The 25,425-nt window shown below is 42.3% G+C and carries 24 protein-coding genes; 13 read left to right on the top strand and 11 right to left on the bottom strand.

Annotation, left to right across the window (positions count from 1 at the left end; genetic code table 11):
* Positions 1-1,074 (bottom strand): efflux RND transporter periplasmic adaptor subunit, encoded by a 1,074-nt coding sequence (locus GL182_RS04165; protein WP_163378285.1) that lies wholly within the window; start codon positions 1,072-1,074, stop codon positions 1-3.
* A gap of 244 nt (positions 1,075-1,318) precedes the next feature.
* Complete coding sequence (locus GL182_RS04160) at positions 1,319-2,065, bottom strand: TrmH family RNA methyltransferase (RefSeq protein ID WP_163378284.1); 747 nt, start codon at positions 2,063-2,065, stop codon at positions 1,319-1,321.
* 5 nt (positions 2,066-2,070) lie between these two features.
* On the opposite strand from GL182_RS04160, the gene GL182_RS04155 reads away from it, so the two are divergent.
* From GL182_RS04155 to GL182_RS04145, 3 genes are read left to right on the top strand one after another with little or no spacing between them, the layout of a single operon-like run.
* A complete protein-coding gene (locus GL182_RS04155) occupies positions 2,071-4,500 on the top strand; it encodes a BamA/TamA family outer membrane protein (protein ID WP_163378283.1) in 2,430 nt (809 codons plus the stop codon).
* A 21-nt stretch (positions 4,501-4,521) separates the two neighbouring features.
* Positions 4,522-5,433: an oxygen-dependent coproporphyrinogen oxidase gene (gene hemF / locus GL182_RS04150; protein ID WP_163378282.1), complete on the top strand. Its 912-nt coding sequence runs from the start codon at positions 4,522-4,524 to the stop codon at positions 5,431-5,433.
* Positions 5,430-6,023 carry a phosphatase PAP2 family protein gene (locus GL182_RS04145; RefSeq protein WP_163378281.1) on the top strand — a complete coding sequence of 198 codons (594 nt, stop codon included), beginning with the start codon at positions 5,430-5,432 and terminating at the stop codon, positions 6,021-6,023. The genes hemF and GL182_RS04145 overlap by 4 nt, the downstream gene beginning before the upstream one ends.
* Here the strand turns inward: GL182_RS04145 and GL182_RS04140 are convergent.
* A complete protein-coding gene (locus tag GL182_RS04140) occupies positions 6,007-6,597 on the bottom strand; it encodes a riboflavin synthase (RefSeq protein ID WP_163378280.1) in 591 nt (196 codons plus the stop codon). The two genes, GL182_RS04145 and GL182_RS04140, sit on opposite strands and share 17 nt — an antisense overlap.
* Before the next feature lie 124 nt (positions 6,598-6,721).
* On the opposite strand from GL182_RS04140, the gene GL182_RS04135 reads away from it, so the two are divergent.
* The 6 genes from GL182_RS04135 (at position 6,722) to GL182_RS04110 (ending at position 10,555) form a co-directional block, all read left to right on the top strand.
* Entirely contained in the window at positions 6,722-7,378 is a 657-nt protein-coding gene (locus GL182_RS04135; protein WP_163378279.1) for a protein-L-isoaspartate(D-aspartate) O-methyltransferase, read from the top strand.
* Between the two features lie 12 nt (positions 7,379-7,390).
* Positions 7,391-7,930 carry an acyl-CoA thioesterase gene (locus GL182_RS04130; RefSeq protein WP_163378278.1) on the top strand — a complete coding sequence of 180 codons (540 nt, stop codon included), beginning with the start codon at positions 7,391-7,393 and terminating at the stop codon, positions 7,928-7,930.
* 34 nt (positions 7,931-7,964) lie between these two features.
* Positions 7,965-8,525, top strand: a complete 561-nt coding sequence (locus tag GL182_RS04125; RefSeq protein WP_163378277.1) for a hypothetical protein — start codon at positions 7,965-7,967, stop codon at positions 8,523-8,525.
* Position 8,526: 1 nt separating this feature from the next.
* Complete coding sequence (locus GL182_RS04120) at positions 8,527-8,850, top strand: DUF3817 domain-containing protein (RefSeq protein WP_163378276.1); 324 nt, start codon at positions 8,527-8,529, stop codon at positions 8,848-8,850.
* 9 nt (positions 8,851-8,859) lie between these two features.
* Positions 8,860-9,882: a hypothetical protein gene (locus tag GL182_RS04115; RefSeq protein ID WP_163378275.1), complete on the top strand. Its 1,023-nt coding sequence runs from the start codon at positions 8,860-8,862 to the stop codon at positions 9,880-9,882.
* Between the two features lie 175 nt (positions 9,883-10,057).
* The gene (locus GL182_RS04110) at positions 10,058-10,555 is read left to right on the top strand and encodes a Dps family protein (protein ID WP_163378274.1); all 498 of its coding nucleotides are present in this window, start codon (positions 10,058-10,060) and stop codon (positions 10,553-10,555) included.
* A 45-nt stretch (positions 10,556-10,600) separates the two neighbouring features.
* On the opposite strand, the gene GL182_RS04105 is transcribed toward GL182_RS04110, so the two are convergent.
* The 7 genes from GL182_RS04105 to alaS form a co-directional block, all read right to left on the bottom strand.
* Positions 10,601-13,051, bottom strand: a complete 2,451-nt coding sequence (locus GL182_RS04105; RefSeq protein ID WP_163378273.1) for a leucine-rich repeat domain-containing protein — start codon at positions 13,049-13,051, stop codon at positions 10,601-10,603.
* Complete coding sequence (locus GL182_RS04100; RefSeq protein ID WP_163378272.1) at positions 13,038-13,877, bottom strand: hypothetical protein; 840 nt, start codon at positions 13,875-13,877, stop codon at positions 13,038-13,040. Before GL182_RS04100 ends, GL182_RS04105 begins: the two co-directional genes overlap by 14 nt.
* A complete protein-coding gene (locus tag GL182_RS04095) occupies positions 13,874-14,452 on the bottom strand; it encodes a hypothetical protein (protein WP_163378271.1) in 579 nt (192 codons plus the stop codon). The genes GL182_RS04100 and GL182_RS04095 overlap by 4 nt, the downstream gene beginning before the upstream one ends.
* Before the next feature lie 27 nt (positions 14,453-14,479).
* Positions 14,480-14,950 (bottom strand): nucleoid-structuring protein H-NS, encoded by a 471-nt coding sequence (locus GL182_RS04090; protein ID WP_163378270.1) that lies wholly within the window; start codon positions 14,948-14,950, stop codon positions 14,480-14,482.
* A gap of 351 nt (positions 14,951-15,301) precedes the next feature.
* On the bottom strand, positions 15,302-16,408 hold the full coding sequence (locus tag GL182_RS04085) for a TlpA disulfide reductase family protein (RefSeq protein WP_240469566.1): 1,107 nt from the start codon (positions 16,406-16,408) through the stop codon (positions 15,302-15,304).
* 14 nt (positions 16,409-16,422) lie between these two features.
* Positions 16,423-17,907, bottom strand: coding sequence for an Asp-tRNA(Asn)/Glu-tRNA(Gln) amidotransferase subunit GatB (gene gatB / locus GL182_RS04080; RefSeq protein WP_163378268.1), 1,485 nt, complete (start codon positions 17,905-17,907; stop codon positions 16,423-16,425).
* Positions 17,908-17,980: 73 nt separating this feature from the next.
* Positions 17,981-20,617, bottom strand: a complete 2,637-nt coding sequence (gene alaS, locus GL182_RS04075; protein ID WP_163378267.1) for an alanine--tRNA ligase — start codon at positions 20,615-20,617, stop codon at positions 17,981-17,983.
* Between the two features lie 154 nt (positions 20,618-20,771).
* On the opposite strand from alaS, the gene GL182_RS04070 reads away from it, so the two are divergent.
* From GL182_RS04070 to GL182_RS04055, 4 genes are all read left to right on the top strand, one after another.
* Positions 20,772-21,749 carry a M23 family metallopeptidase gene (locus GL182_RS04070; protein WP_163378266.1) on the top strand — a complete coding sequence of 326 codons (978 nt, stop codon included), beginning with the start codon at positions 20,772-20,774 and terminating at the stop codon, positions 21,747-21,749.
* Positions 21,750-21,912: 163 nt separating this feature from the next.
* Entirely contained in the window at positions 21,913-22,269 is a 357-nt protein-coding gene (locus GL182_RS04065) for a MerR family transcriptional regulator (RefSeq protein WP_163378265.1), read from the top strand.
* The gene (gene dprA / locus GL182_RS04060) at positions 22,247-23,368 is read left to right on the top strand and encodes a DNA-processing protein DprA (protein ID WP_163378264.1); all 1,122 of its coding nucleotides are present in this window, start codon (positions 22,247-22,249) and stop codon (positions 23,366-23,368) included. Before GL182_RS04065 ends, dprA begins: the two co-directional genes overlap by 23 nt.
* Positions 23,369-23,441: 73 nt before the next feature.
* A complete protein-coding gene (locus GL182_RS04055; protein WP_163378263.1) occupies positions 23,442-24,101 on the top strand; it encodes a hypothetical protein in 660 nt (219 codons plus the stop codon).
* Between the two features lie 101 nt (positions 24,102-24,202).
* On the opposite strand, the gene dnaN is transcribed toward GL182_RS04055, so the two are convergent.
* Positions 24,203-25,327 (bottom strand): DNA polymerase III subunit beta, encoded by a 1,125-nt coding sequence (gene dnaN / locus GL182_RS04050; RefSeq protein ID WP_163378262.1) that lies wholly within the window; start codon positions 25,325-25,327, stop codon positions 24,203-24,205.
* Between the last annotated feature and the right edge of the window lie 98 nt (positions 25,328-25,425).

Genomic DNA, 25,425 nt, shown 5'->3' with positions numbered 1-25,425 from the left:
TTATTCTGTTAAAACCTGTACCGGAGCCTGGTGGGCCAGCTGTACATTGTTGCTGATGATTACTTGCTGGCTGGCTACCAGCCCATCCAGGATTTCCATCTCCCTCCCATTGTCTTTGCCTACTTCTACATAATTCCAGATGGCCTCATTGTTATCTATGGTAAATACTACAGGCCTGCCAGAACGGTATACAACTGCCTCCTTGGGTACCACCAGACTGTTGTTTTGTGGTGCGCGGATCACAGACCTGGCATTCATACCCGGAAGCAGGCTTCCGGCTTTGCTGAGGGTAAGGGTGACCTGTACCAGTCCGCTTTCGTCTACTTTGGGGTTAATACTGGTAACGGTACCTGTAATGCCTTCTCCAGATCCTGAGACTGGGTACACTTCAGCCCTATGCCCTTTGTTTACATAGACGATATCTGATTCCAAAATCTTTACTTTCATTTCCAGGACATTGGTGCTCAAAACCAGGCAAACCTCATCTCCAGCATTGACCAGACTTCCCTTTTTCAGCTGCAGGTCTGCAATGGCCCCACTGATCGGAGCTTTGATGTCTGTTTTTTCCAGATTTCGCTCAGCCTCCCTTACCGCAATCTGGGCTGACAATAAGCCACTGGAAGCCTTCCAGAATTCATCCCTATCCACATTGTCCAGGGAATCCATCAGGTAGGTTTCCACATCAGCTGCAATTTTGCGACTTTGGTATTCTGCTGTAGCCGATCTCAAATCCACCTGTGACTTCTCCCAGTCCATCTGACTGTCCGTTTTATCCAGGCGGGCTATCACCTGACCAGCCTCCACCCACTGCCCTTCTTCCACTGCCACCTCCAGCAGGTAACCAGGCCTTTCTACAATAACCATCACCTCATTGGCTGCCTCTATCTTACCGGTAGCATTGATCAGGTAGTCGAAGGATTTACTTTCAGACTGACCTACCCGTACAGTAGTAGCCTTAACTTCATCTCTAAAGTTCTCCATAGGAACTTCCTGGCTTTCCGCTTCGGGTTCACTACAGGAAATCAAATGACCTAATAAAATAGGCAAAACATAAATAAAAGTGACTTTTTTCATTGTAGATGTAGATTAGCACACGTCGGTATATATTTAAAAGAGGATTTAAAGGTTAATTAACTAAATTATTAAATTATCTGCAAATGATTGATGTTAATTTTTTTTAATTATTATTCCCCGGATCCATCCTCCAAAAAATGAAGCTGTAAAATGGAATCGGAAATAGGTATTTGTCGCAGCCCAAAATCACCAATAATTCTTTCCTTTACTACCCTATCGGAATGTCCCAACGCAACCTAACCTTTCACTTGTTTAAACGCCTGAAATTATCACAAATCACAGCTGTAGCGATGGCCACATTGAGAGATTCTGCAGCTCCAAAAGCAGGAATGGTCAGCTTTTGAGAGACCAGGGCTTTCAGGTCATCCCGAATCCCGTGAGACTCGTTGCCCATCAACAATACCCCATCAGTACCTCCCTCAAAATCATGGATAGATACACCTTCCAGAAAAGCTCCATAAACAGGAACAGCCACATCCGACAGTTTTGACTTTAAATCCACATATTCAAAACTCATCCTGCTGAATGAACCCATGCTCGCATGCAGCACCTTTGGATTGTATACATCAGCTGTCTCCGGAGAGAGCAAGATTTTTTTAATCCCATACCAATCTGCAATTCGGATGATGGTTCCCAGGTTTCCGGGGTCCCGTATATCATCCAGGGCCAGGATCAGTTCTCCAGGTCTTATTTCCAGGGGAGCATTGGGTTTGATCCGGGCAACAGCTAGGGCCTGTTCATTACTGGAAAAAGTACCCATGCTTTTCAATGCTTTAGGTGTGGTCACTATTTTTTCTCCTTCAAACCTAGCCAACAGAGTCTGCTGCTCGGAAAGGAATTTGTCTGTAAGAAGTAAATGGGTAATGGTGAAATCTGAAAGCAGTAACTCCGTTACATTTTTGGCTCCCTCCACAAAAAAAGCCATTTCTTGCCTACGGAATTTTTTCTGTTGCAAGGATTTAATAAACTTAACTGTATTTTTGCTTAGCATTAGCCATGAGTGTTGAAGTGAGGAAAATCAAATATATAAACTTTCTTTTTTTGATCCTGTTGTTGTGGAGCTGTTCGTTGACAAGGGGGCTAAAACAAAATGAGCTGCTGCTGTATGATGTCCAAACGGAGGGTATTGAAAAAAGTGATGCAGATGCCATCAGAAGCCTGATCCAACAAAAGCCCAATACCAGGATACCTGTACTCAATCTCTCTCCGGGGGTAATGGTCTATCATTTGGGTACTGCCTTTTATGACAGCTCTAAGCTAAGCTCCAGGTTAGAACAAACCCAGGTGGAAGCCAGGGAACTATCACAGCTTATCAATGAAGGGAATTCCTCCAGGAAAGTAGAAAAACGATATCGGAAACTGGAAAGCAGCATCAGTAACCTGGAGCGGAAACTGGACTATGGCAACTGGTTTATGCGGACAGGCAATGCCAAAGTGATACTGGACAGCGCAAAAGTAGCCTCCTCCAGGCAGCAAATAAATGTCTACCTCCAAAACAATGGATTTTTTGATGCGAAAGTAAAAACGCAAATTGATATTACCGGGAAAAAGGCCGAAGTGAGCTACCTGATTGAAGAAAATGCAGGCTACAGGATCGATAGTATATTTACCAAATCAGATGATCCGTCTATTTATCAATTACTCGAGAAACACCAGCGCTTCAGTCTGCTAAGGGAAGGTGAAAAATATGCCCAGACAAACCTGACCAAAGAAAGGCAGCGGGTAGAAGACCTAATGAAAGACAATGGATATTATACCTTTTCAAAATCTTTTATTGAATACAATGTGTTTAAAGACACCCTGGATAAAAAAGTGGTCATTGAACAACTCATCAGAAAACCAGGTCAGGGTGAGAACCACCGCCTCTACACCATTGATTCCATCATCTTCACCATAGCCAGCCCAAATGACATCATTCCGGATGAAAAAATTCACTCTGAATGGGACAATGTACAATTCATCATGTACCAGGACCGGTATGCAGAAAAAATTATCCGATCACGTATATTCCAGAAAAAAGGGGATGTTTACAGTAAAAATGCAGTCATCGAAACACAGCGCCAATTGGCCAATCTGGATGTTTTCAGGTTTGTAAACATTTCTTTTGACACGTTGGATAATCGCATCCGGACGAAGATTTTTACCCGACCCAATCAAAAATTCCAAATCACCAATCAACTTGGTGCGAGTGTAACAGAGCAACTTCCCGGTCCTTTTTTCAGTCATTCCCTGCGAAACAGAAACCTTTTCCGTGGATTGGAAATCTTTGAGTTTAATTTCAGGGCTGGACTGGAAGGAGTGGCCTCAGCCACTACCGAAGGAGGTGTCTACAGAAGCCGGGAGCTGTCCACCTCTGCTTCCATTATTTATCCCCAGTTTCTGGTCCCTTTTAATTTTGGTACACTGGAAAAATTTGGTCGCTACAATCCCAGGACCAGAACCCTGCTCGGATACAGCTATGTCAATCGGCCGGAATATGTCCGGGATGCCTTGAACACCATCCTGGCCTATACATGGGCCACCAGAAACCTGAAGCACCAGTTTTCGGTAAACTTACTGGATGCCAACCTTATCCGATCCAACCTGGATTCTCTTTTTCGGTCCAGGCTGGAAGAGCTGCAAGCCCAGGGTAATAACCTGATCAATTCCTTTCTTCCATCCTACGTCAGTAGCATATCAGGTCAGGTCATCATCAATTTTAACCAGTATGGCCTGTACCGGAGAAATCAGGCTTCCCTATGGCGTTTGTTTGTAGAAAGCGGCGGTACTACCTTCAACTTTGTCGATCCGGAAAGGCTGGCGGACCGGAATTTGAATTATTTCCAATTTTTAAAATTCCAATCGGACTTCAGAAGGTATATCCCCTTGACCAATAACAGCACTTTTGCTTACAGGCTCAACCTGGGCCTGGCCAAACCCTATGGGATCAGCGGAGGAGTACTACCCTATGAAAAATATTTTTTTGCAGGAGGAAGTACCAGTATCCGGGCCTGGCAACCCCGAAGGTTGGGACCAGGAAGTTTTACTCCCGAAACCCGCGAGGATGGAACTTTTGACTACCGGTTTGAACAGCCAGGAGAAATTCTTTTCGAAGCCATGTTTGAATTCAGAAGAAAATTATTTGGCTATTTTGATGGTGCCTTCTTTATAGATGCCGGCAATACCTGGACATTTGCAGTGGATCCTTCCCGGGAAGGAACCGATTTTAAGGTAAATCGATTCTATAAAGAATTGGCCATTGGAACCGGATTGGGTCTCCGGATGGATTTTGATTTCCTTGTGCTGCGCCTGGACATGGGTATAAAAGCTTATGATCCTGCCAGACCCGAGAAGGAGCGTTTTATTTTGGATAACATCTCCTTCAAACAACCCTTTGGGGAAAAAGGTCAGCAAGTATTCAATATTGGGATCGGCTATCCCTTCTAATTTTATCGATAGAAATCAGGAATGGAGAAAATCAACAAAGAAGTTATCAAAGAAAAATTCAAAACCATTCAGGACCATATCTGTGGAGAGCTGGAAGATGAAGATGGACAGGGAAGGTTTATATCTGATGAATGGCAGCGAGCACAGGGAGGCGGAGGGACTACCCGGGTGATGAAAAACGGAAACATCATCGCCAAGGGTGGGGTTGCTTTCAGTGCTGTCCATGGTCCTACTCCAAAAAAAATCCTAAAAAAACTTAAGCTGGAAAAAGCAGATTTTTTTGCTACAGGTGTATCCATAGTGATTCACCCCATCAGTCCACTGGTCCCCATCATTCACATGAATATCCGCTATTTTGAAATGAGTAATGGCACCTATTGGTTTGGAGGGGGCATAGACCTTAGTCCTCATTATATAGACAATGTTGATGCGCAGTATTTTCACCGGCAGCTTAAGGACCTTTGCGACAGCTACCATCCAGACTATTACCCCAGGTTCAAGACATGGGCAGATGACTATTTCTATATTCCCCACCGGGAAGAAACCCGAGGTGTTGGTGGCATTTTCTTTGACAGGCTGATGGCAGATGCGGATATGCCCTTCCCAAAATTGCTTTCCTTTGTAGAAGAGGTGGGCTACCTGTTTCCGAAAATTTACCGGTATTTCATGAACAAACATTCGGCCAAAACCTATGGGGAAAAAGAGCTTCAATGGCAGGCCTTGAGAAGGGGCCGGTATGTAGAGTTTAACCTGGTCTGGGATGCAGGCACCAAGTTTGGATTAGACACCAATGGCAGGACAGAAAGCATCCTCATGAGTATGCCCCCCCTGGCACGCTGGGAATATAATCAAACCCCAGAACCCGGATCAGCAGAGGCCCTTACCCTTGACCGGCTCAAGAAAGGCGTGGACTGGATAAACGCAGCGAAATGATTGAACAGATTAAAGATTGGGATGAGGCTTTGTTTCTCTTCCTCAACCAACTACACCTGTCCTGGTTGGACCCCATCATGTTGGCCCTGACAGGGAGATTCATCTGGATACCCTTGTATTTGTATTTGTTGTATCTGATTATTAAAACCTACAAAAAAGATAGCATATGGTACATTCTTGGGCTGGTACTTGTAATCGTCCTGGCAGACCAGTTGACTTCGAGCATCATGAAACCATTTTTTGAAAGGCTCCGCCCTTGCCATGATTCCAGGTGGGAGGAGGTTATTTGGAACTATTCCGGTTGTGGAGGCAGGTATGGATTCGCTTCCTCCCATGCTGCCAACACCTTTGCCCTGGCCACCTACCTATGGAAAGTGGGGCAAGATCGGATCAAATCTTTTGGCTGGTTATTTTTGTGGGCAGCCATAGTCTCCTACACCAGGATATACCTGGGCGTACACTACCCAATGGACATCTTAGCAGGTGCTTTGCTTGGGATCATTCTGGCCCTATTGGTTTGGATGGTGGTCTGCCTCTTCCGGAACATCTGGAAAAGAAAATTTGAAAGCCAAACTATTGGTATCCTTTAAGCAGCCTTTGAATGTATTTTCCGATAATATCAAATTCCAGGTTTACAGCGTCACCTGGCCTGAGTAGGTGAAAATTGGTGTGCTCATAGGTATAGGGGATGATGGCCACACTAAAACCACCTTCCCTGGAATTGAAACAGGTAAGGCTGGTACCATTGACACAAATGGAACCTTTTTCTACGGTAATGTTGCCTGCATGGCTATCATAGGCAAAATCGAATATCCAGCTCCCATCTTTATTACTGATGTCCAGTAAGGTACCCGTCTGATCCACATGTCCCTGAACAATGTGCCCATCAAATCTGCCATTGGCAGGCATGCACCTTTCCAAATTGAGGGCGTGCCCTTTTTCCAAAACTCCTAAATTGGTCTTTTGCAGGGTTTCTTCAATGGCCGTGACACGATAAACATCCTTATCCACAGCCACCACTGTCAGACAAACCCCATTGTGACTTACCGATTGGTCTATTTTCAATTCCCCTGCCAGGGAACTTTGTATATCAAAATGCCTATTGGTACCATCTCGTTCTACCTGTATGACCTTTCCGATGGATTCGACAATTCCTGTGAACATATTTCTATTCTTTAAGAGAAACAGTAGGTAAACGCTGAAAGAGATAATCTTGTTTGAATGACAAAGTAAGCCATTTTTAGCATTAACTTAGCTATTCAATCGGTATAAGATAAGATCAAGAACCATGTTGAGACTGGAAGACAGCTATTTACACAAAGGACAAAGGAGGACACTCACCAATACCCTACGTCAAAAGGGGATCAAAGATGAGGCGGTTTTAGAAGCCATCAACAACTTCCCACGCCATTTTTTCTTTGACTCGGCTTTGCTAAGTCATGCTTACCAGGACAAAGCCTTTCCAATTGGTGAAGGGCAAACCATTTCACAGCCCTATACAGTAGCTTTCCAAACCATGCTTTTAAAAGTAAAACCAGGAGATAAAATTCTGGAAATCGGCACTGGCTCCGGATATCAGGCAGGTATTTTGTACTGTATGGGAGCAAAAGTACACACCATTGAGTTCAATGAGGTGTTGTACAACAGAACCCGGAAATTTCTTCCAAAAATCGGCGTACATGTAAACCATTACTGCGGGGATGGAAGCAAGGGGCTACCGGATCAGGCTCCATTCGATAAAATCATTGTAACTGCAGGAGCACCTACCGTACCCAAAACCCTATTAAAGCAGCTGGCAATTGGCGGAATGATGGTCATCCCGGTAGGAGATAGAAATACGCAGCAAATGCTGCGTTTAACCAAACAAACAGATAAAAAAATCCTGAAAGAAAATTTTGACAATTTTGCATTTGTGCCCCTTCTGGGCGAAGAGGGCTGGCAATAAAACGGTGTTTTTATGGAAATGAACAAAAAACTGGTGAAGGAATCAGAGGTAATCATGACCGAAATGGTCCTTCCGAATGACACCAATACACTAAATAATTTGATGGGTGGAAAATTGATGCATTGGATGGATGTGGTAGCCGCCATAGCTGCTCAGCGCCATTCCAATTCCATAGTCGTAACCGCATCAGTAGACAATATCTCTTTTAAAAACCCCATAGCCCTGGGAAATGTCGTCACCCTCAGATCACAGGTTACCCGGGCTTTTTCCACCTCTATGGAGGTGTATATAGAGGTGTTTGCGGAAGACATTCCGGCCAATAAAAAATATGCTTCTCACAAGGCATTTTTTACTTTTGTGGCGGTGGACCAGCAAGGTATGCCCATAAAAGTCCCGGAATTGGTCCCGAATGGTAAAAAAGAGGAAGAATTGTATGCAGGAGCGCTAAGGAGGAGACAGCTGAGACTGATTCTGGCCAATCGCATGGACCCTCAGGATGCGACGGAATTAAAATCCCTGTTTGACCTGGACGGGGTCAGCAAGAAACAATAATTTTTGTAATTTAAAGACCCATAGCTGATTTGAAATGAATAGCAAAGAATTATCCCTTTTCCTTACTGAAGACCTATATGTCATCAAGAATGAAATCCATGAAAAAATGGCTGCTGACCAATTGGCAACCAGAATGGAATTGGCAGCCGAAACATCTAATGTAGTAGAAGAACCACAAATTGAAGAAGCAGGCACGGAGGAGCAGGACCCTGAGCCCATACAATTTGAAGGAGCCTTCCAAAAATCGATACTGGTAATCTATCAGGGTGACCAGCTTCAGGAAAGTTCCAGAGAGTTCCTATTTAAGGTATTCAGGGCTGTAAACCTCTCACTGAAAGACATTGCATTGGTGTCTGAAAAATCACTAAAGGATTCTAACGAAGACCCTTTAATACAGCTTGACCCCAATAAAATGATCCTTTTTGGGACCTTACACCACCCGCTGATGAAAATGAAAAAAAATAACTACCATATTTCACAGGAGCCATTTGACTATTTCTTTGCAGATGAGCTGGAAGAATTGGAAAAGAATGAGGGTTTAAAAAGAAAACTGTGGAACACGCTGCAGGTATTTTTCAACATTAAAAAACAATAACATGACAAACGAAGAAAGATTAGCCATATTAAAGCGATTCAGAATCATCAGCATCACAGAGGGTATTTCCATGCTGGTTCTGGTATTTATCGCCATGCCTTTAAAATGGATATTTGAATTACCTGACATGGTCACTTATGTAGGCTGGATCCACGGGATCCTTTTTATCCTGTATATTCTGGTCTTATTTCCCACTTCCCGAAAGTTGCGCTGGTCATTTCAGAATGCTTTGTTTGCCTTAATCGCTTCCGTGCTCCCTTTTGGTCCCTTTCTGTTTGATAGAAAGCTAAGAAAACAGGAAGCCATGATAGAAGATCGAAATTAACAACAGCGCATGGCAGTCATCAGTAAAAAGAAGATTGTATACCCCATCAGTGAAAATCTCAGGCATTACCTGATCAAATATGGGCGTGAGGTGGATATTCCCATCCATTACAAAGAGCTGCTAAGGTATAGCAATTCCATCGCCCTGTATGACTTTAAAGGAAATGATACCCTTTGGGAGACTGTTTTTTATGATGAGTCTGATAGGAATGAGATCCATTTTAAGGTTAAAAAAATCTATGCCCTTCTGAAAGCAGACGGGGATATGAGTGTGATGCAACACCTCTATGTGGACAGGATAGACCTTTGTACCTATGGCAATACCCAGCCTTTCAGGGTGAGGATTGTCAATCGCATCAACGATAACTTTGACTACTTCTATATCAAAAATGCCGATGCCTCCCGGGTATACGGTTTGGAACTGGAGCACCTGCTATCCCCCAACAGGATAGGCTACCTGGTCTACAGGGATTCCCTGATTGAAGAACACATCGCCGGGATCCCCGGTGAGCAGTTTATGAAGCAACAGATCCATGACCCACTACTGAATCCCATAAGGCTATCCAAGGAATTTGTTAAATTCAACGAAAGGTGCTTTGTGCGTTTATTGGGAGACATGCATTCCTCCAATTTTGTCATAGATGTCACGCCGGATTTCGAGGAAACCCATTACAGGATAAGGTCTATTGACTTTGACCAACAATCCTACGAAGGAAAAAAATCCATTTACTTACCCCAATATTTTAAACAAAACAATGCTTTGATTCAGTTGGGAATCAGACACATCACTCCTGAGTCCATGGCCCAGTACCAGAAAGAGGAAAGGGCTTTGATTGCCACCCGACTAAAAAGTTCACCAAAAGAAATAGCCGATATTCTAAACAGCATGGAAAGGGATATCATCTCCACAGAAGCCAATACCAACACCCTCAAACAAGAGCTGGCAAGACATTATGACAACCCCAATTTTTTGAAATGCCGCAATATGGGCGAAATCCTGAGAATGAGCCTAAACCAGGTACTACATCGTTGATTATTATCAAGTTTTATCAGATGAAAATTCTGATTAGGGCTCATTTATTCATTAAAACGAAATAAAATTACAACAACTTGGAGATCCTTCCGTATTGAAAGTCATAATTTGGCATAATTTGTGCTCGTTTGATAGTAGCAATTTTATTAATAAACTATTAAAATAATTGACTATTATGAGTATTACAGCAGAAAAAAGGGTTTTCAAAAAACTTGGATATAATAAGGATGAATCAGAAAAAATTGTTGGTTCTTTAAATAAACTATTGGCCAACTACCATGTGCATTACCAGAAACTGAGAAACTTTCACTGGAATGTAACGGGAAGTGATTTTTTCGATTTGCACGATAAATTTGAGGAGTTGTACGATGAGTCTTTTTCCAACATTGACCTGATTGCGGAAAGGATCAGGGTCTTTGGAATGACACCGTATAGTCTGATGAAAGAATACCTTCAACATGCAGACATTGAAGAGGTGGGGACTGATTTAAGTTCTAAGGAAATGGTAGAGGAAGTCCTGAGAGATTTTCAGATACTGGTAGACAACATGAATGAATGTGCAGTAAAAGTGGCAGATTTAGGAGATACAGCTACAGAGGACATGTTGATCGCCTTTATTAAGAGCCTGGAATTGCACCACTGGATGTTAAGTTCTTTCATCAAAGAAGATTAAAAAAAAGCCCTTTCGGGCTTTTTTTTATAAACTATATATCAAAACCTAATAGTACCTTACATCGCAATCTGGCAAGTCTTCCCGGAATTTTTCTATGTTCCTGCTGCTTATACGCGTATTGTAACAAATCAGGTTTTCCAGATTAATCATGTGGCTGATGGGTTTCAGGTTTCTCACATTTGTGCTGGCAATATCCAGAAAGCGTAAATCATAAAGCATTTCGATCCCCTTGAGGTTCCTGATGTTCGTTCCGGACAGGTTTAGTTGCTTTAACCTACCCAGACTATTCAAAGGACTTAAGTCTTCTACAGAGGTGTTGGAAACATCCAGCTCCTCCAAAAAGGAAAGGGGTTGCAAGACGCTGAGATCAGTGAAGGGGGTTTCTACTACCTGCAGCTTCTCGAGCATTTCCAACCTTGACAGCGCAGAAGGATCCTGCAATGGCACATTTTTAACACTCAGATCCTTCAAATTAAAAAATAAAAGCAAAGGTTCCAGGTCATAAATATTCGCACCATCAATGGAAAATTCCGGACTGGCAGTCATTTTGTGTAGTGCTTCTTTATCCGGGTCTTCTGATAAATCAAAATAGGATTGAAACAGATCCTTCCATTCGTTGTCCAAGGCTTCCCACCAATCTGTTAAGGCTTCTGTCCTGAAAATAATGTTGGCTTCCGGGAGCACTCTTGCCAGCTCAAAAATCTCCCAATCCGGCACTTCGGTATTGTCCAGATAAATCAGCTCAAGGGATCGCAAAGGCTTCAATGGGTCTATCGAACTTATCTTGGTATTCACAAAAGACACTTTTTTAAGACCCTTCAATTCCTGCAAGGCCCTGAGATTGGTCACGCCGGTTCTATCTCCATGAATATGGGTTAAATTTTTTATCTCTGCGAGAGGAGACAGGTCTTCAACCATGGTGTTCTCAAAAGAAATAAACACAGCATTTCTAAACTTCAAGGCTGGTCTGAGGTTCACTACCTTGCTATCATCCAGCTTCAGGGAATCGATATTAACCAGCTCAGAGAGCTCTTCAATGGTTGGTTGTCCCTGGCCCAAACGAGGAAATTGCTCAATAAAAACCTGGTTCCATCCATTGGGAAGGGTTTCCCACCAGGTCTGCAGGTTCTCTACATTATGAATGAGCAAAATCCTCCGGTTGACCCGCGCAAATGTATCAGCAGCATTTTCAGAAATGCTGGTACGGTCTGCATAGATTCTCCTGACTGATTTTGAACCACTTAAAGGATCCAGTTGACTTACCTCCGTACCATTGATATTGACTCTCCAAAGATTTGGTAAGGCGGCTAATGGTGAAAGATCCAGTATGTTGGTAGCTTCCAGGTTTATCTCTTCCAGGCCCTTGAGTTCAGATAAAAATCCAAAATTGATCAAATAATTACCTTTCAGGTTGAGCAATTTAAGATTAACGAGGTTTTTTATGTTCTCAATATTGTTGAATCCACTCTCTTCAAGGTCTAATTCCTCCAGCTCAATAAAATTTTCCATTACGCCGAAACCCATTAAAGGTGTTTTTGAAGCTTTAAAAGTTTGCAGACTTTTCAAGCTGGAAAGCTCCTCTATATTGCTTACTTCAGTCCCTGAGATATCCAGATAACTGAGTTTGTCAGAATATTTAATGAATTGAATATCAGTAGTGGGGGTATTGGATATATCCAGGTAAGATAAAAATGTCACGTTACTGACAGGGCCTAATTCTTGGATTTGGGTATTACTGATGTCCAGGTATTTCAGGTCTCTGAATACCTGTATGGGCGAAATATCTACTAATAGCCGGTTTCCGGAGAGGTCCAGGGTGTCGAGTCCCGAAATTTTATACAACATGTCCAGACCTACAGAGTCCTCCTCTATCTCGAATCGCTCTTTTAGGAGATTCTCCCATTCCAAAGAAAGGGTAGACCACCATTCCAGCAACTCTTCATCTCTGCTCAGTTTGGTGGTATAAATACTGGCTATTTTTAGCTCATTTGAATCCCGATCCAAATTAATTTCAATGTAGCGGGACTTAGTGTTTTCAATGCTTTCATTGTCCAATCCCATACCGGTTAAGGTCCGGTCCAGGGATATTTCAAAAAACAATTCGTCATTGTCATTCAACTTGGCCTTTACTTCCTTGACCTTGAATTCAAAGGCGACATCTTTGAAGAAAAACTCGATGTCTTTCAAGTAAGCCACCACATTCTTATTGGTGATTACTTTTCTGTCCGTCAGAAGATCATCTTCAATCTGTACATTTTCATCCCTGAAGATTTTTTTATAACTCTCCCTGATGATCACATCTTTGTCTCTGGCAGAGGTTTCATCACTTCCTACGGTATTAAGAAAGTACTGCAAAAACCTGACCTGGTCTTCGGCTTGCTGGCTGAAATTTTTTATTTCCTGTTTGCTATATTCCCCCAGGTCCTGTGCCAGTACCAGGGCCATACCACCAAAAAAAAACAGTAGCAGTGAAATATTTATTTTAATTGCTGTCATAGATGTAATTCAATATAATTTCTTTATCGCCCTCTTCAAGTTTCAATAAATTGGCAATTAACCAACCTGTATTAAATCCCGGACGATTGAATTGAGTAAGTTCAAAATACCACTTATCAATTTGGAAAAAATGAAATTTTGTATCTTTTACGGTTTCGAATTTCATCCTGTTGTTCTTGATTTCATATAGAAAAATGGTAAGAAAATCAGGTTGGTATCCATCCGGAGTGTAAGATTCCGGTTTGGGATTATCCAGCATGGCCTTTTTTAGGTTCATAAAACCCAATTCATGACTGAGAGGATGAAGGAATTTTTTGTCCTGCCCCTCAGGTTTGTTAAATGCAGCAGCAAATGGGGGAAAATTAACATTTTCAATGACCCATTCATAGCCCAACCCCTGGGGTTGTAGTTTCAAAAACAAGATCACATCCTGTCTTTTCCCGTTGTAGTTAAACACGGTATTGACTTCGGCAAACCATTCCCCGCCGTGAAAATTTAAATATTGGGGATAGGTATCAGAAACAACATGGTTGATAAATTCCCTTTTCAGATCATTAGACACATCTGAAGTTTCATTATCAAAAAGTATATTGATGAAAGATTTTCTCAATGCCTTATCCCGGTAATTTTCATCACCAGGCATGTACCTTACGTCCCCTTCTTTACTTTCTTCTGCATTAAATCTTCTGAAAAATTGGTTGACTTGTTTGGTGGCGGCAGCAAATCTGCCGTCATCTATAACCCGACCGGAGCTATCAAAAGATTGCCCCGGTACGGAAATTATAGGTAAAATTATGGTAATTAAAATAATGAATATTAATCTCATGCTGATGTTTCAGTCACTCTCACGTCTCCCAGCAACACATCCCAAAACTCGATAGTTCTTCCGGATATCTGGGTCTGTTTCTTTTCAACGTAAATGGTAATGTCTTTTTTCGTGGTATCTCTATAGTTTAATCCGGCTTCCTGAGAAGTCCCTTCAAACCTTTGATAGATGGTAATCACTCCTACATACCTGCCATCTGGCTGTCTTTCCAGATCACTGATATAATGGATATCATACCAACTAATATTCACCCGATCGTAATTCAGGGCCATTAATCTTTCAAAATACCTCCTGATTTTATAATAGGCGATCTCATTGGTATTGATGGAAGACACTCCCATTTCAGCGTCAGGAGCAAAAAGTTCTTCTGCACGATCCATTACTCTGGTGGCTTCAGAAAACTGCGTCTCTTTACTTCCGATGATACTGATATATTTACTAAGATCTTTAACCTTTTCCAAGGCGAGAGAATCAATGGCCTGCTTTCTTTGAGGGCTAATGCTTTCATCCTGCGCAAATACCGAAATAGTGGTAGCCAGGAAAAAGATCAAAAGGGATGGAATATATTTTTTCATAATCGCTAACTTTCTTTTTTTTATTAATTATCTTCTTCTTAGTTCTAATTCGGTAACCTTACCTGACCCATCCATTCTGATATCACTGATAAAATTCAGGTTCTTTTGGGTGTCTTTTAAATAGTTGAGATAACGTTCTATCGTCGTAGGTTCATCATAATCCTTTACGCCGGATTCTTCATGAATTACAATCAATACCGGGGTATTCTGATTGGAAAACATACCCAATGCTTCTCTTATCGTATTGTTTGCGCTCTGAATATTTGTAGCATTTGCCACAGCATCGAAGTAATTTTCCAATTTTCCGACAGCCACTTCTTCTGCAGAAGGCTGCTCTGGTTCTGGCTCTGGTTCTGGTGCCGGCTCTTCTACAGGTGCAGGTTCGGGCTCAGCCTCCACAACCTTTTTCTTGCTTTTACATGCTCCCAGGGCTAACAGCACAAATAGCATTACAGTCAGCGACCTTGTCAAGGGGAATTTTAGGTGTCTTTTTTTCATAAGAATTGAATGGTTTTTAAGTTTTATGTAAAATCGGAATGAACGCTATCTTTGGTTTTAGTGATTTGCTCTTTCTTATGATTTTACAATAGGAGAATGGAAATATTGAATTAACGCTTTTGAGTAGTTGGAATTATTAAGTTTAGAAATTTTTTGGGTGACGATTTTTTTTATTTATGATATCATTTTTTCTCAATGGTTCAACTCAGAAATTTTAATCGCAAACTTGACCAATTATAGGGAAAAATTTCCTCAAATACACATTTAAAACATGGTTTTCTATATACGGTACATTTTGATAAAATATTTACTTTAACGTAAATCTTATCCCTTATTGATTATGTGGGGTATTCAGTCAAACAACTCTTCCAATTTTCGTTCCAAAGATTTTCCACGTAAATCCTTCGCCAAGATATTTCCTTCAGGATCGATCATATAAGTAGCAGGTATGGCATTGATCTGATAGGTGGCAGCAGCTTCAGAATTAAAATACTTCAGATCAGATACCTGGGTCCATTCTAATCCATCTTCCTCAATGGCATTTACCCACATTTCTCTGGTTCGGTCTAAAGAAACACCAAACACTTCAAACCCTTCATTTTTGTACTTATTATACAAACGCACTACATTGGGATTCTCATCTCTGCAGGGTTTACACCATCCTGCCCAAAAATCCACCAATACATATTTCCCCCTCAGGTCTGACAAGCTAACCGTCTCTCCTTCCGGATTGGGCAAGGATATTTCCGGCGCAGGTTGCCCAATGGATAAGGCCCGCAATTCTTCCAATTCCTGTTTCCAGGAATTGATCAGTTTCATATCCGGATACTTTTCGCCCAAATCTACAATGACGCTGTCCATGTAATTGAAGTCTGTCCTTGGATTGAGCATTCCAAGTCCTGCAAGGGCAGCAAAACTTCCTTCCATTTCCGCTATGGCTCCTTTTACCCTTTCTGCATGATTTAATTCCAATTCCATGGCCTGCTCCTGAATTGACTGTATCTTTTCCTGGTCCTTGTCTGCCATAGCTTCGTAAAATTCGGTGTTCAGCGCATTGCCCTCCTCCTGGTATTGGGTAGTTAGTTCATCGATCTTCAACATCAGTTGACTATCCTGTGATCCCAAAATTTCCAGCTCTTCCGTTTGAAAATTATAGAAAACCTGAACATCTTCATCATAAAGTGCCAGGCGAACGGTCTTTTCACCAAAAAGATCTAATTCGTAAAAATTAGGACTTTCCAAGGTCAACTCATAGGAGAATTCACCATCACTATCTATGACCAGTGTATCCAGTGCACTGATCCTGTCATCATTGTATTCAGAAATGATCAACTGCCCATCAGGCACGCTTTCCAGTTCCCCCGAAACAGTAATTTTACCGTCAAACTCCTGGCCTTTTTCTTCTCCACAGGACATAAACAATAGGACAACTAGCCCGATAGGCAGTATTGCTCGCATTAAACTTTTCATATTTACTGATTCAATAATTCTGATAAAATTTTACTGGCAACCTTGGGATCAGCTTTACCTTTTGATTTTTTCATTACTTCTCCCATAAACATTCCCATAAGTCCTTTTTTTCCTGATTTATACTCTTGAACCTTTACTTCATTTTCGGCCAAAACCGCCTCGATAACCGGCCTGATCGTTCCTTCATCACTCTCCTGAATCAAATTCATCTCCTGGGCAATTTCCAATGGAGATTGCTCGGGATGTTGGAGCATTCGAGGATAAATTTTCTGCGAAGCCACCGTATAACTTACCTTTCCGGCATCAATCAGGGCTATCAAGGCAGCCATTTGCTTGGGCACAATGGGGAAATCTTCAATTCCCAGGGTGAGGTCATTCAAATAGGACTTAACCGGTCCCATCAACCAATTGGAGGCACTTTTATAGTTTTCTGTATGGTGGCACAAGGTCTCAAACCACAAAGCGATTTCCTTCTGGTCAGTTAAAACTCCCGCATCATATTCCGGCAAGCCGTAATTGTTTACAAATTTCGCAAATAACTCCCTTGGCAATATGGGCATTTCCTCTCTGATGGAGTTCAGCCACTCTTCTGAAATCACTACAGGGCTTAAATCCGGTTCCGGAAAATACCGGTAGTCATTCAGGTCTTCCTTGGTACGCATACTGCCTGTATTTCCGCTAGTGGCGTCAAATGTCCTGGTCTCAGACACAATTTCCTTTCCCTTTTCCAAAAGATGAACCTGCCTTTCGTATTCGTGCTCAATGGCTCTGGCTACATTCCGGAAAGAATTCATGTTTTTCACCTCTACTTTTTTGCCCAGTACCTCATCTCCCCATAGCCGGACCGAAACATTGGCATCACACCTAAGGGATCCCTCCTCCATGTTGCCATCACAAATACCCAGGTATTTGACCATCTTCTTGATCTCTGTCAGTACATTGTAGGCTTCTTCTGAGGACCGCATATCCGGTTCGGTAACGATCTCAATCAAAGGGACACCTGCCCGGTTAAAATCAACCAGCGTATCCACTTCACCTGCCAGGTGGATTGACTTACCGGCATCTTCTTCCATGTGAATACGTGTAAGCGCAATGTTTTTCTTTTCACCGCTGGACAGTACAATGGGTACATGCCCTCCCACACAAATGGGGTTTTTATCCTGGGTCAGCTGGTAGCCTTTCGGTAGATCTGGATAAAAATAATTTTTCCTGGCAAAAACATTCCTCCTCGTGATGGAAGAATTACAGGCCAATCCCATTTTAATGGCATATTCTACTGCCCTTTTGTTGACTTTTGGCAAGGTACCAGGATGTCCCAGTGTAATCACCGAAATATTGGTGTTCGGCATGTTGCCAAAAGCAGTGGAATCAGAAGTATACATTTTGCTTTTGGTGAGCAATTGTGCATGGACTTCCAGTCCAATAACCAACTCGTATTTCTTTTTGGTTGCTTCTTCCACCTGGGAAACAGACTTCTCTTCAATCATCTTTTACTCATTACATTAATCGTTCCAAAATTGGCAGAGATTTACCCTAAAACCAAATCTGGATGCTGCAAAATTATTTAGTAGACAGCTGAAGAATGGCCTCAGCTTTTATTAGTACCTCAGGTAATCCGGAAGAATCCTTACCTCCTGCTGTAGCAAAAAAGGGTTGGCCGCCGCCCCCTCCTTTTATTTCCTTAGCCAGCTCTTTAACCATTTGCCCTGCATTTAATCCCCTTTCCTTTACAAGCAAATCACTGATCACCACCGCAACCTGGGGTTTTCCCCCAATATCTGCTGCCAAGACAGCCACCAGGCTTTCCATTTCGTTTTTCAATTCAAAGGACAATTTTTTCAGTGACTCTGCATGAGGCAATTTAATCAAACCAAGGATCAATTGGTAACCGTTCAAGGATTTTGCCTGATTTTTCAGGCTTTCCTTGATTTGTTCGGTCTCCTTTAATTGCAAGCCCTCTATTTCCTTCCGTAAGGTGGAACGCTCCTCGATCAAATGCTCAATGGAACTTACCAAATCTTTAGGATTTTTCAACACTTCCTGAATATCCTGAACCAATTGAAAGTGGCGATTGACGTATTCTTCTGCATGATATCCAGTTACTGCCTCAATCCTGCGTACACCGGCTGCGATAGATGTTTCAGAGACGATTTTAAAGTAACCGATTTCGCCCGTTGCCTGCACATGTGTCCCCCCACAAAGTTCAATAGAGAAGGAAGGGTCAAAAGTGATTACCCGTACATGATCTCCGTATTTTTCCCCAAACAGGGCCGTAGCCCCCATGGCTTTGGCTTCGGCTATCGGTACATTCCGCCTTTCATCTAAAGGAATATTTTCGCGGATTTTTTCATTGACCAGGCAGGCGACCTGGTCCATCTCTTCCACGGTCATTTTGGCAAAATGGGAAAAGTCAAACCTGAGTAATTTTTCATTGACCAGCGATCCCTTCTGCTGCACATGCTCACCCAAAACCTGCTTCAAGGCGGACTGAAGTAAATGGGTGGCCGAATGATTGTTTTTGATCCATTTTCTTTTTTTCGCATCTACCTGGCAAAAAAACTCGCCGGTGGTGATTTCCGGCAATTTATCTACCCTGTGTATGGTGAGGTCATTTTCTTTTTTTGTGTCTAGCACCCGAATCGTTTCGTTCCCATTGGACAGGGTGCCGGTATCACCTACCTGCCCGCCACTTTCTGCATAAAAGGGCGTTTCCTTTAATACCAATTGAAAGCTGCTTGCCTTTTTATCTTTTATTTTTCTGTATTTTATGATTTTTGATTGGGTACTCAACACATCATATCCTACAAAAACGGAACTGTCCTCCTCATTTACTGTCACCCAGTCTCCTGTTTCTAATGCTGCCGCCGATCGGGAGCGTGCTTTTTGCACCTTCATGGAAGCCTCAAAGCCCTTTTCATCTACAAAAAGGCCATTCTCCCTGGCAATAAGGGAAGTCAGGTCAAGTGGAAAGCCGTAGGTATCATATAGTTCAAACACCACATCACCAGGAATCACCTGCTCATTTCTGGCTTTCAGAGATTCCTGTATACTTTCCAGGTTTTTCAATCCTTTATCCAGGGTTCTGAGAAAAGCCATTTCTTCCTCATAAATTACTTTACCGATAAAATCCGCCTGCCCTTTTACCTCAGGGAAAAATTCTCCGAATTTTTCGGCCAGGATCGGCACCAACTGATACAGGAAAGGAGTTTTTAGCTCCAAAAACGTGTAGCCATACCTTACTGCCCTGCGAAGAATTCTCCTGATTACATAGCCTGCTTTATTATTGGAAGGCAACTGACCGTCTGCGATGGTAAAGGATATCGCCCGGATATGATCCACTACCACCCTAAAGGCAATGTCTGTCTTTTCTGAATGCCCATAGGTAAATCCCGAAAGGGCTTCAATCTTTTTAATAAAGGGGGCAAAAAGATCGGTGTCATAATTGGACGTTTTCCCCTGGATCACCCTTACCAACCGTTCCAGACCCATACCGGTATCCACATGCCTGGCAGGCAATGCTTTTAACCCCTTATCCGAAAATCTATTGAATTGGATAAAAACCAAATTCCATATTTCAATCACCTGCGGGTGATCGGCATTCACCAATTCTTTACCTGGCAACCTGTCAATTTCTTCCTGCGCCCTCATATCGATGTGTATTTCGGAACAAGGTCCGCAGGGGCCGGTTTCACCCATCTCCCAAAAATTGTCCTTTTTGGAACCATACAAAATCTTTTCCTTGTCCACCAAAGTTTCCCAAATGGAATAGGCTTCCTTGTCTTCATCCAATCCATCTTCGGAATCCCCTCCAAATACGGTTACATACATGCGCTCTGTGGGTAACTGATACACTTCAGTAAGTAATTCCCAGGCCCAATGTATCGCCTCTTTCTTGAAATAGTCACCAAAGGACCAGTTCCCTAGCATCTCAAACATGGTGTGGTGATAGGTGTCTACCCCAACTTCTTCCAAATCATTGTGTTTTCCCGAAACCCTAAGGCACTTTTGACTGTTAGTAACTCGTAGATTATCCGGAGTCTCGTTTCCCAGGAAAAAATCCTTAAATTGATTCATACCGGCATTGGTAAACATCAATGTGGGGTCATTCTTAACTACGATTGGGGAGGATGGAACAAACTGATGCTGTTTAGATTGAAAAAATTCAATAAAATGGCTTCTTATTTGTTTGGAATTCATGTTTATTTAGCTTAAACTTGATTAGTTGGAATCTTTGATATTTTTGGATTATCTTTGTACCCAAACACCCAATTGAATGATTCTCAGGAAGTAAATTGATCACCCGGGTTTTTTCAGAATACAAAATTAAAAGTTTTAACGTACTATTTGTTAAATGAGTAGAATAAAATATTATTACGATCCCAAAACCTGCAAATATGAAAGATATGTCAGGAGTAAGTGGGATGTAACCCTTAACGTTTTAGGTTTCTTATCCTTGTCCTCCATTCTGGCAGTAGGGATTCTCCTGGTATTCCATTATTATTTTGACAGCCCCAAGGAATTGATGCTGAAGAAAGAAAACCGGGAGTTGAAACTATATTACGAATTATTGGAGCAGGAAGTTGGGCAATTGAATACCATGATGGCAGACCTTCAGGAAAGGGATGATAATTTATATCGGGTGATTTTCGAATCCGAGCCCATCCCCAACTCTGTGAGAAAAGCAGGTTTTGGGGGTTCAGACCGGTTCCGCGAGATCAAAGAAAAGGGACTTAACCAGGAAAAAATGATCATTTCAGTTTCCAGTAAGGTAGAAACCCTCAAACGGCAGCTCTTTATTCAATGGGAGTCCTACAATGAATTGTCAGAGACGGCTATGAACAAGGAGGAGTATTGGGCTTCTATCCCTGCCATACAACCCATCCATAATGAAGAATTAAACAGGTTGGCATCAGGTTATGGCATGCGCTTGCACCCCATCTTAAAAGTGAGAAAAATGCACACCGGAGTTGATTTTTCCGCTCCCAAAGGAACGCCCATCTATTCTACGGGTGATGGCGTGGTCAAACAAGTTCGGACCGAATTTGGAGGCTACGGCAAATCCATTGTCATCGACCATGGTTTTGGTTTTAGCACCAGGTACGCACACATGAATGATTTCAATGTAAAAGTGGGAAATAAGATTAAAAGAGGTGACAAGATCGGAACCGTAGGAAATACCGGTTCCTCTACCGCTCCACATGTGCATTATGAAGTGATCAAAGATAATAAATATGTAAATCCGGTTAACTATTTCTTTAAAGATCTGGAACCAAGTGAGTTTGATAAAATACTTGAGCTTGCCTCCAGAGAAAACCAATCTTTGTCTTAAGAAGGATTTAGCGTATCTCTTACAAAAAACCTTCTCTCCCAGGTGGAGAGAAGGTTTTTTTAGTTCTGGTTAAAACCCAGCCTTTCAATCAATTTATTAAAGGATCAGTTATTACATTTAACAGATTATTTTTTTATTTTTGATTAAATAAAAGACCAATCCATTGCCATACAGAGAAAAAGAAATAGAAAAGAAATATTATTCTATCGGTGAGGTTGCCGACAAATTTAAAGTAGCTACTTCATTGATTCGGTATTGGGAGGGTGAATTTGATATCATCAAACCCAAGAAAGACAAAAAAGGAAACCGCAGGTTTACCAGGGATGACCTGGACAAAATCCAGTTGATCTTCCACCTGGTAAAGGAGAAGGGTTACACCCTTGCCGGCGCCCAGGAAATCATCAAAAAGGACCTGCATAAGATCCAGGATACAGCCTCTATGATTCAAAGGTTACATGAAATCAGAAGCTTTTTGACAGAAATCAGGGAAAATCTGGATGGTAACCACGGAGAAAAATAAGTTATTGTACCACGTAGCCCTTAGTCTTTTTCCTAACTTAGGACCGGCTATATTCAAAACGATTATCAATTATTGTGGCTCTGCCGAAGGATTTTTCCATTTATCCCATGGAAAAGCCATGAAAATCCCGGGCATAGGACCTAAGCTGTTGGCCTACAGGAAAGGGAAGGACAACTATCTAAAAGAGGCTTCTGATTTAATTGAAACCGCAGACAAACAGGGAATTGGAATTCACTGCTACCTGGATGAAAATTATCCTGACCGATTGAAGGTCATACCTGATGCGCCTCCATTCCTTTTCTCAAAAGGAAACCTTAACCTTAATCCAAAAAGAACCATAGGCATCGTCGGCACGCGAAATGCCACCACTTATGGTAGAAGCATTACACAAAAAATCACGGAGGAACTGGCCAGGTTCCAGCCTACCATCATCAGTGGCCTGGCTTATGGGATCGATGTTGAAGCCCATCGGGCGGCCATTTCAAACCAGCTCCCAACCATTGCTGTGCTGGGCTCTGACGTAAACACCATTTACCCGGCAGCTCACAAAAAAACGGCAGAACAGATGAAGGAAAACGGCGGCCTTTTAAGTGAATTTAAGATGGGAGCTGCCATGAACCCAAGCAATTTCCCGCAAAGAAACCGCATTATTGCGGGTTTATCCGATGCCCTTATCGTAGTAGAGGCTGCCCAAAAAGGTGGCGCATTGATTACTGCGGAAATTGCCTATAGTTACAACAGGGAGGTTTTTGCTGTTCCGGGAAACCTGCAATCCCCATACAGTGAAGGATGCAATAACCTTATCAGAAGCATGAAGGCAGGCATATACATGGGGCCGGGAGAAATTGTGGAATCTCTTTCCTGGGACAAGGAAATCGGTGCTTCTGCACCAGCGCTTCCTGACACCTCAGATCTGGACCCTTTGGAATTGAAAATCCTGGAACGCTTGTATGAAAAAACAGCTGCAGAAATTGATTGGTTGAGCAGGGATCTGAATATTCCCATTCCCCAGCTGGCAATTAAATTGCTGAATCTGGAATTTTTAGGCTTTGTCAAAGCCATCCCCGGAAAAAAGTACCAATGGACCCGGCCCAGGTAAGATATTTTCGACAATAACCCATTATAATAGAGATAATTGATTAACTTGACCACTACCACTAAACACGATTAACATGAAAAATTCAACCGTTTTCTTATGCTGTTTCTTGATTTTATTGGGGTCCTGTGCTCCGAAAACCGAAGAATCAACGGAAAGCCTTCCGATGAAAGTGGCCAAAGCCTATGGCTTTGATCAAATAGATGAAGTCAAATCCATAGCCTATACCTGGAATGTCCGAAGAGACAGCGCTACTGTATTGGTAAGGGACTGGGCCTGGGATCTGGAAAAGGGGGAAGTTTCCTATTCGGGTCCGGATACCACTGCTACCTATTTAATTGCCAATAAGTCTGCTGAAGTAGAAAGCGTGGACCAGAAATTCATCAATGACAAATACTGGTTATTGTTTCCCTTCCAACTGGCCTGGGATAATGGTTATGAACCTGAAATCGTTGAAAATCAACGTTCCCCCATAAATGGTGACATGACCACTAAAATCATTGTCCGCTACAATGATTCTGACGGGTATACTCCCGGTGACGCCTATGACATATACATAGACGAAAACCACATGATCAAAGAATGGGTGTTCCGAAGAGGAGATGGACCTGAAGGCAGGGCCTTCACCTGGGAAAACGTAGCCGATTTTGGAGGGATCAAAATTGCTCAGGACCACCGGTTGGAAAATGGAGACAAGATCATTTGGTTTACCAATATCGAAGTGGTGAAAAAGTAAAAATGTTGGAATAGGGCTGGGCCTTCTTACCAGGCAACAAAAAACAGGGGCAGAAAAACCCGGGAAAACCGGACTTTTCCTGCCCCTACTTTATTTTTTGATTATACATAATTGCTCAGCATGACGGGCATGACCAGCATCAGTATGTCTTCATTCTCGCTCATATCCGATGGTAAAATCAAGCCAGCCCTATTGGGGGCACTAAATTTAAGCGTAACTTCTTTGGCAGAAATGTTATTGAGCATCTCTACCAGAAATTTGGCATTGAAGCCAATTTCAATATCCTCACCCTCATGCTCGCAGGAAAGTCTTTCATTGGCTTCATTAGAAAAATCCAGATCTTCTGCCGATACCTGAAGTTCACTCCCAGTGAGTTTCAACCTGACCTGGTGGGTGGTCTTGTTGGCATAAATGGCTATCCTCCTGAGGGAGCCCAAAAATTCCTGTCTGTTGATGGTCATGTCATTGTTGTTATCCTGCGGGATGACATTTTCGTAATCCGGAAAACGCTCATCAATCAACCTACAGATCATTTTGATATGGTTGAATTTAAAATAAGCATTGCTACTGTTAAATTCCACCGTTACGGGCACATTGTCTGAAGGAAGGGTTGTCTTCAATAAATTCAGGGCTTTCCTGGGCACAATGATACTGGCCGCTTCAGGGGAAGCAATATCCACCCTCCTGTAGCGTATCAAACGGTGGCCATCGGTAGCCACGAAAGTGGTATTGGTTTCGCTCAGGTTGATATAAACTCCTGTCATGGCCGGTCTGAGTTCATCATTGCTGGTAGCAAAAATGGTATTGGCAATGGCATTGCTCAAAATCTCCGTAGACATTTCAACGGAGGAGGCATTGGTCACACCGGGAATTCGGGGAAAGTCCGTGGCATTTTCACCGGCCAATTTGTACCGACCGTTATCTGAGCTGATCTCAACGCTGTAAGTCTCCTTGTCAATGCTGAAAGTAACCGGTTGCTCAGGTAGATTTTTTAAGGTTTCAATCAGGATCCTGGCAGGAACCGCAATATTTCCATCTTCTTTAGCCTCTACTTCTATTTCAGTCATCATAGAAGTCTGTAAATCTGAAGCAGTAACGGTCAGTTTGCTATCTTTAATTTCGAAAAGAAAATTTTCCAAAATCGGCACCACCGGGTTGGTTGTCACTACTCCGTTGATGGATGACAGGTGCTTCAGAAGTGATGAAGAAGAAACAATAAATTTCATATGTATAAGCTTTTTAAGTAGGTCAAATGTAAAACGTTATTTGTTTTAAGCACCACAAAAATGATGAAATCAGGAACCTTTAGCGCTGTCCTTTCGCA

The organism is Cyclobacterium sp. SYSU L10401, assembly GCF_010993705.1.
Taxonomy (GTDB): Bacteria; Bacteroidota; Bacteroidia; order Cytophagales; family Cyclobacteriaceae; genus Cyclobacterium.
The sequence above is the reverse complement of the archived record's forward strand: the minus strand, read 5'-3'. Positions and strand labels throughout refer to the sequence as shown.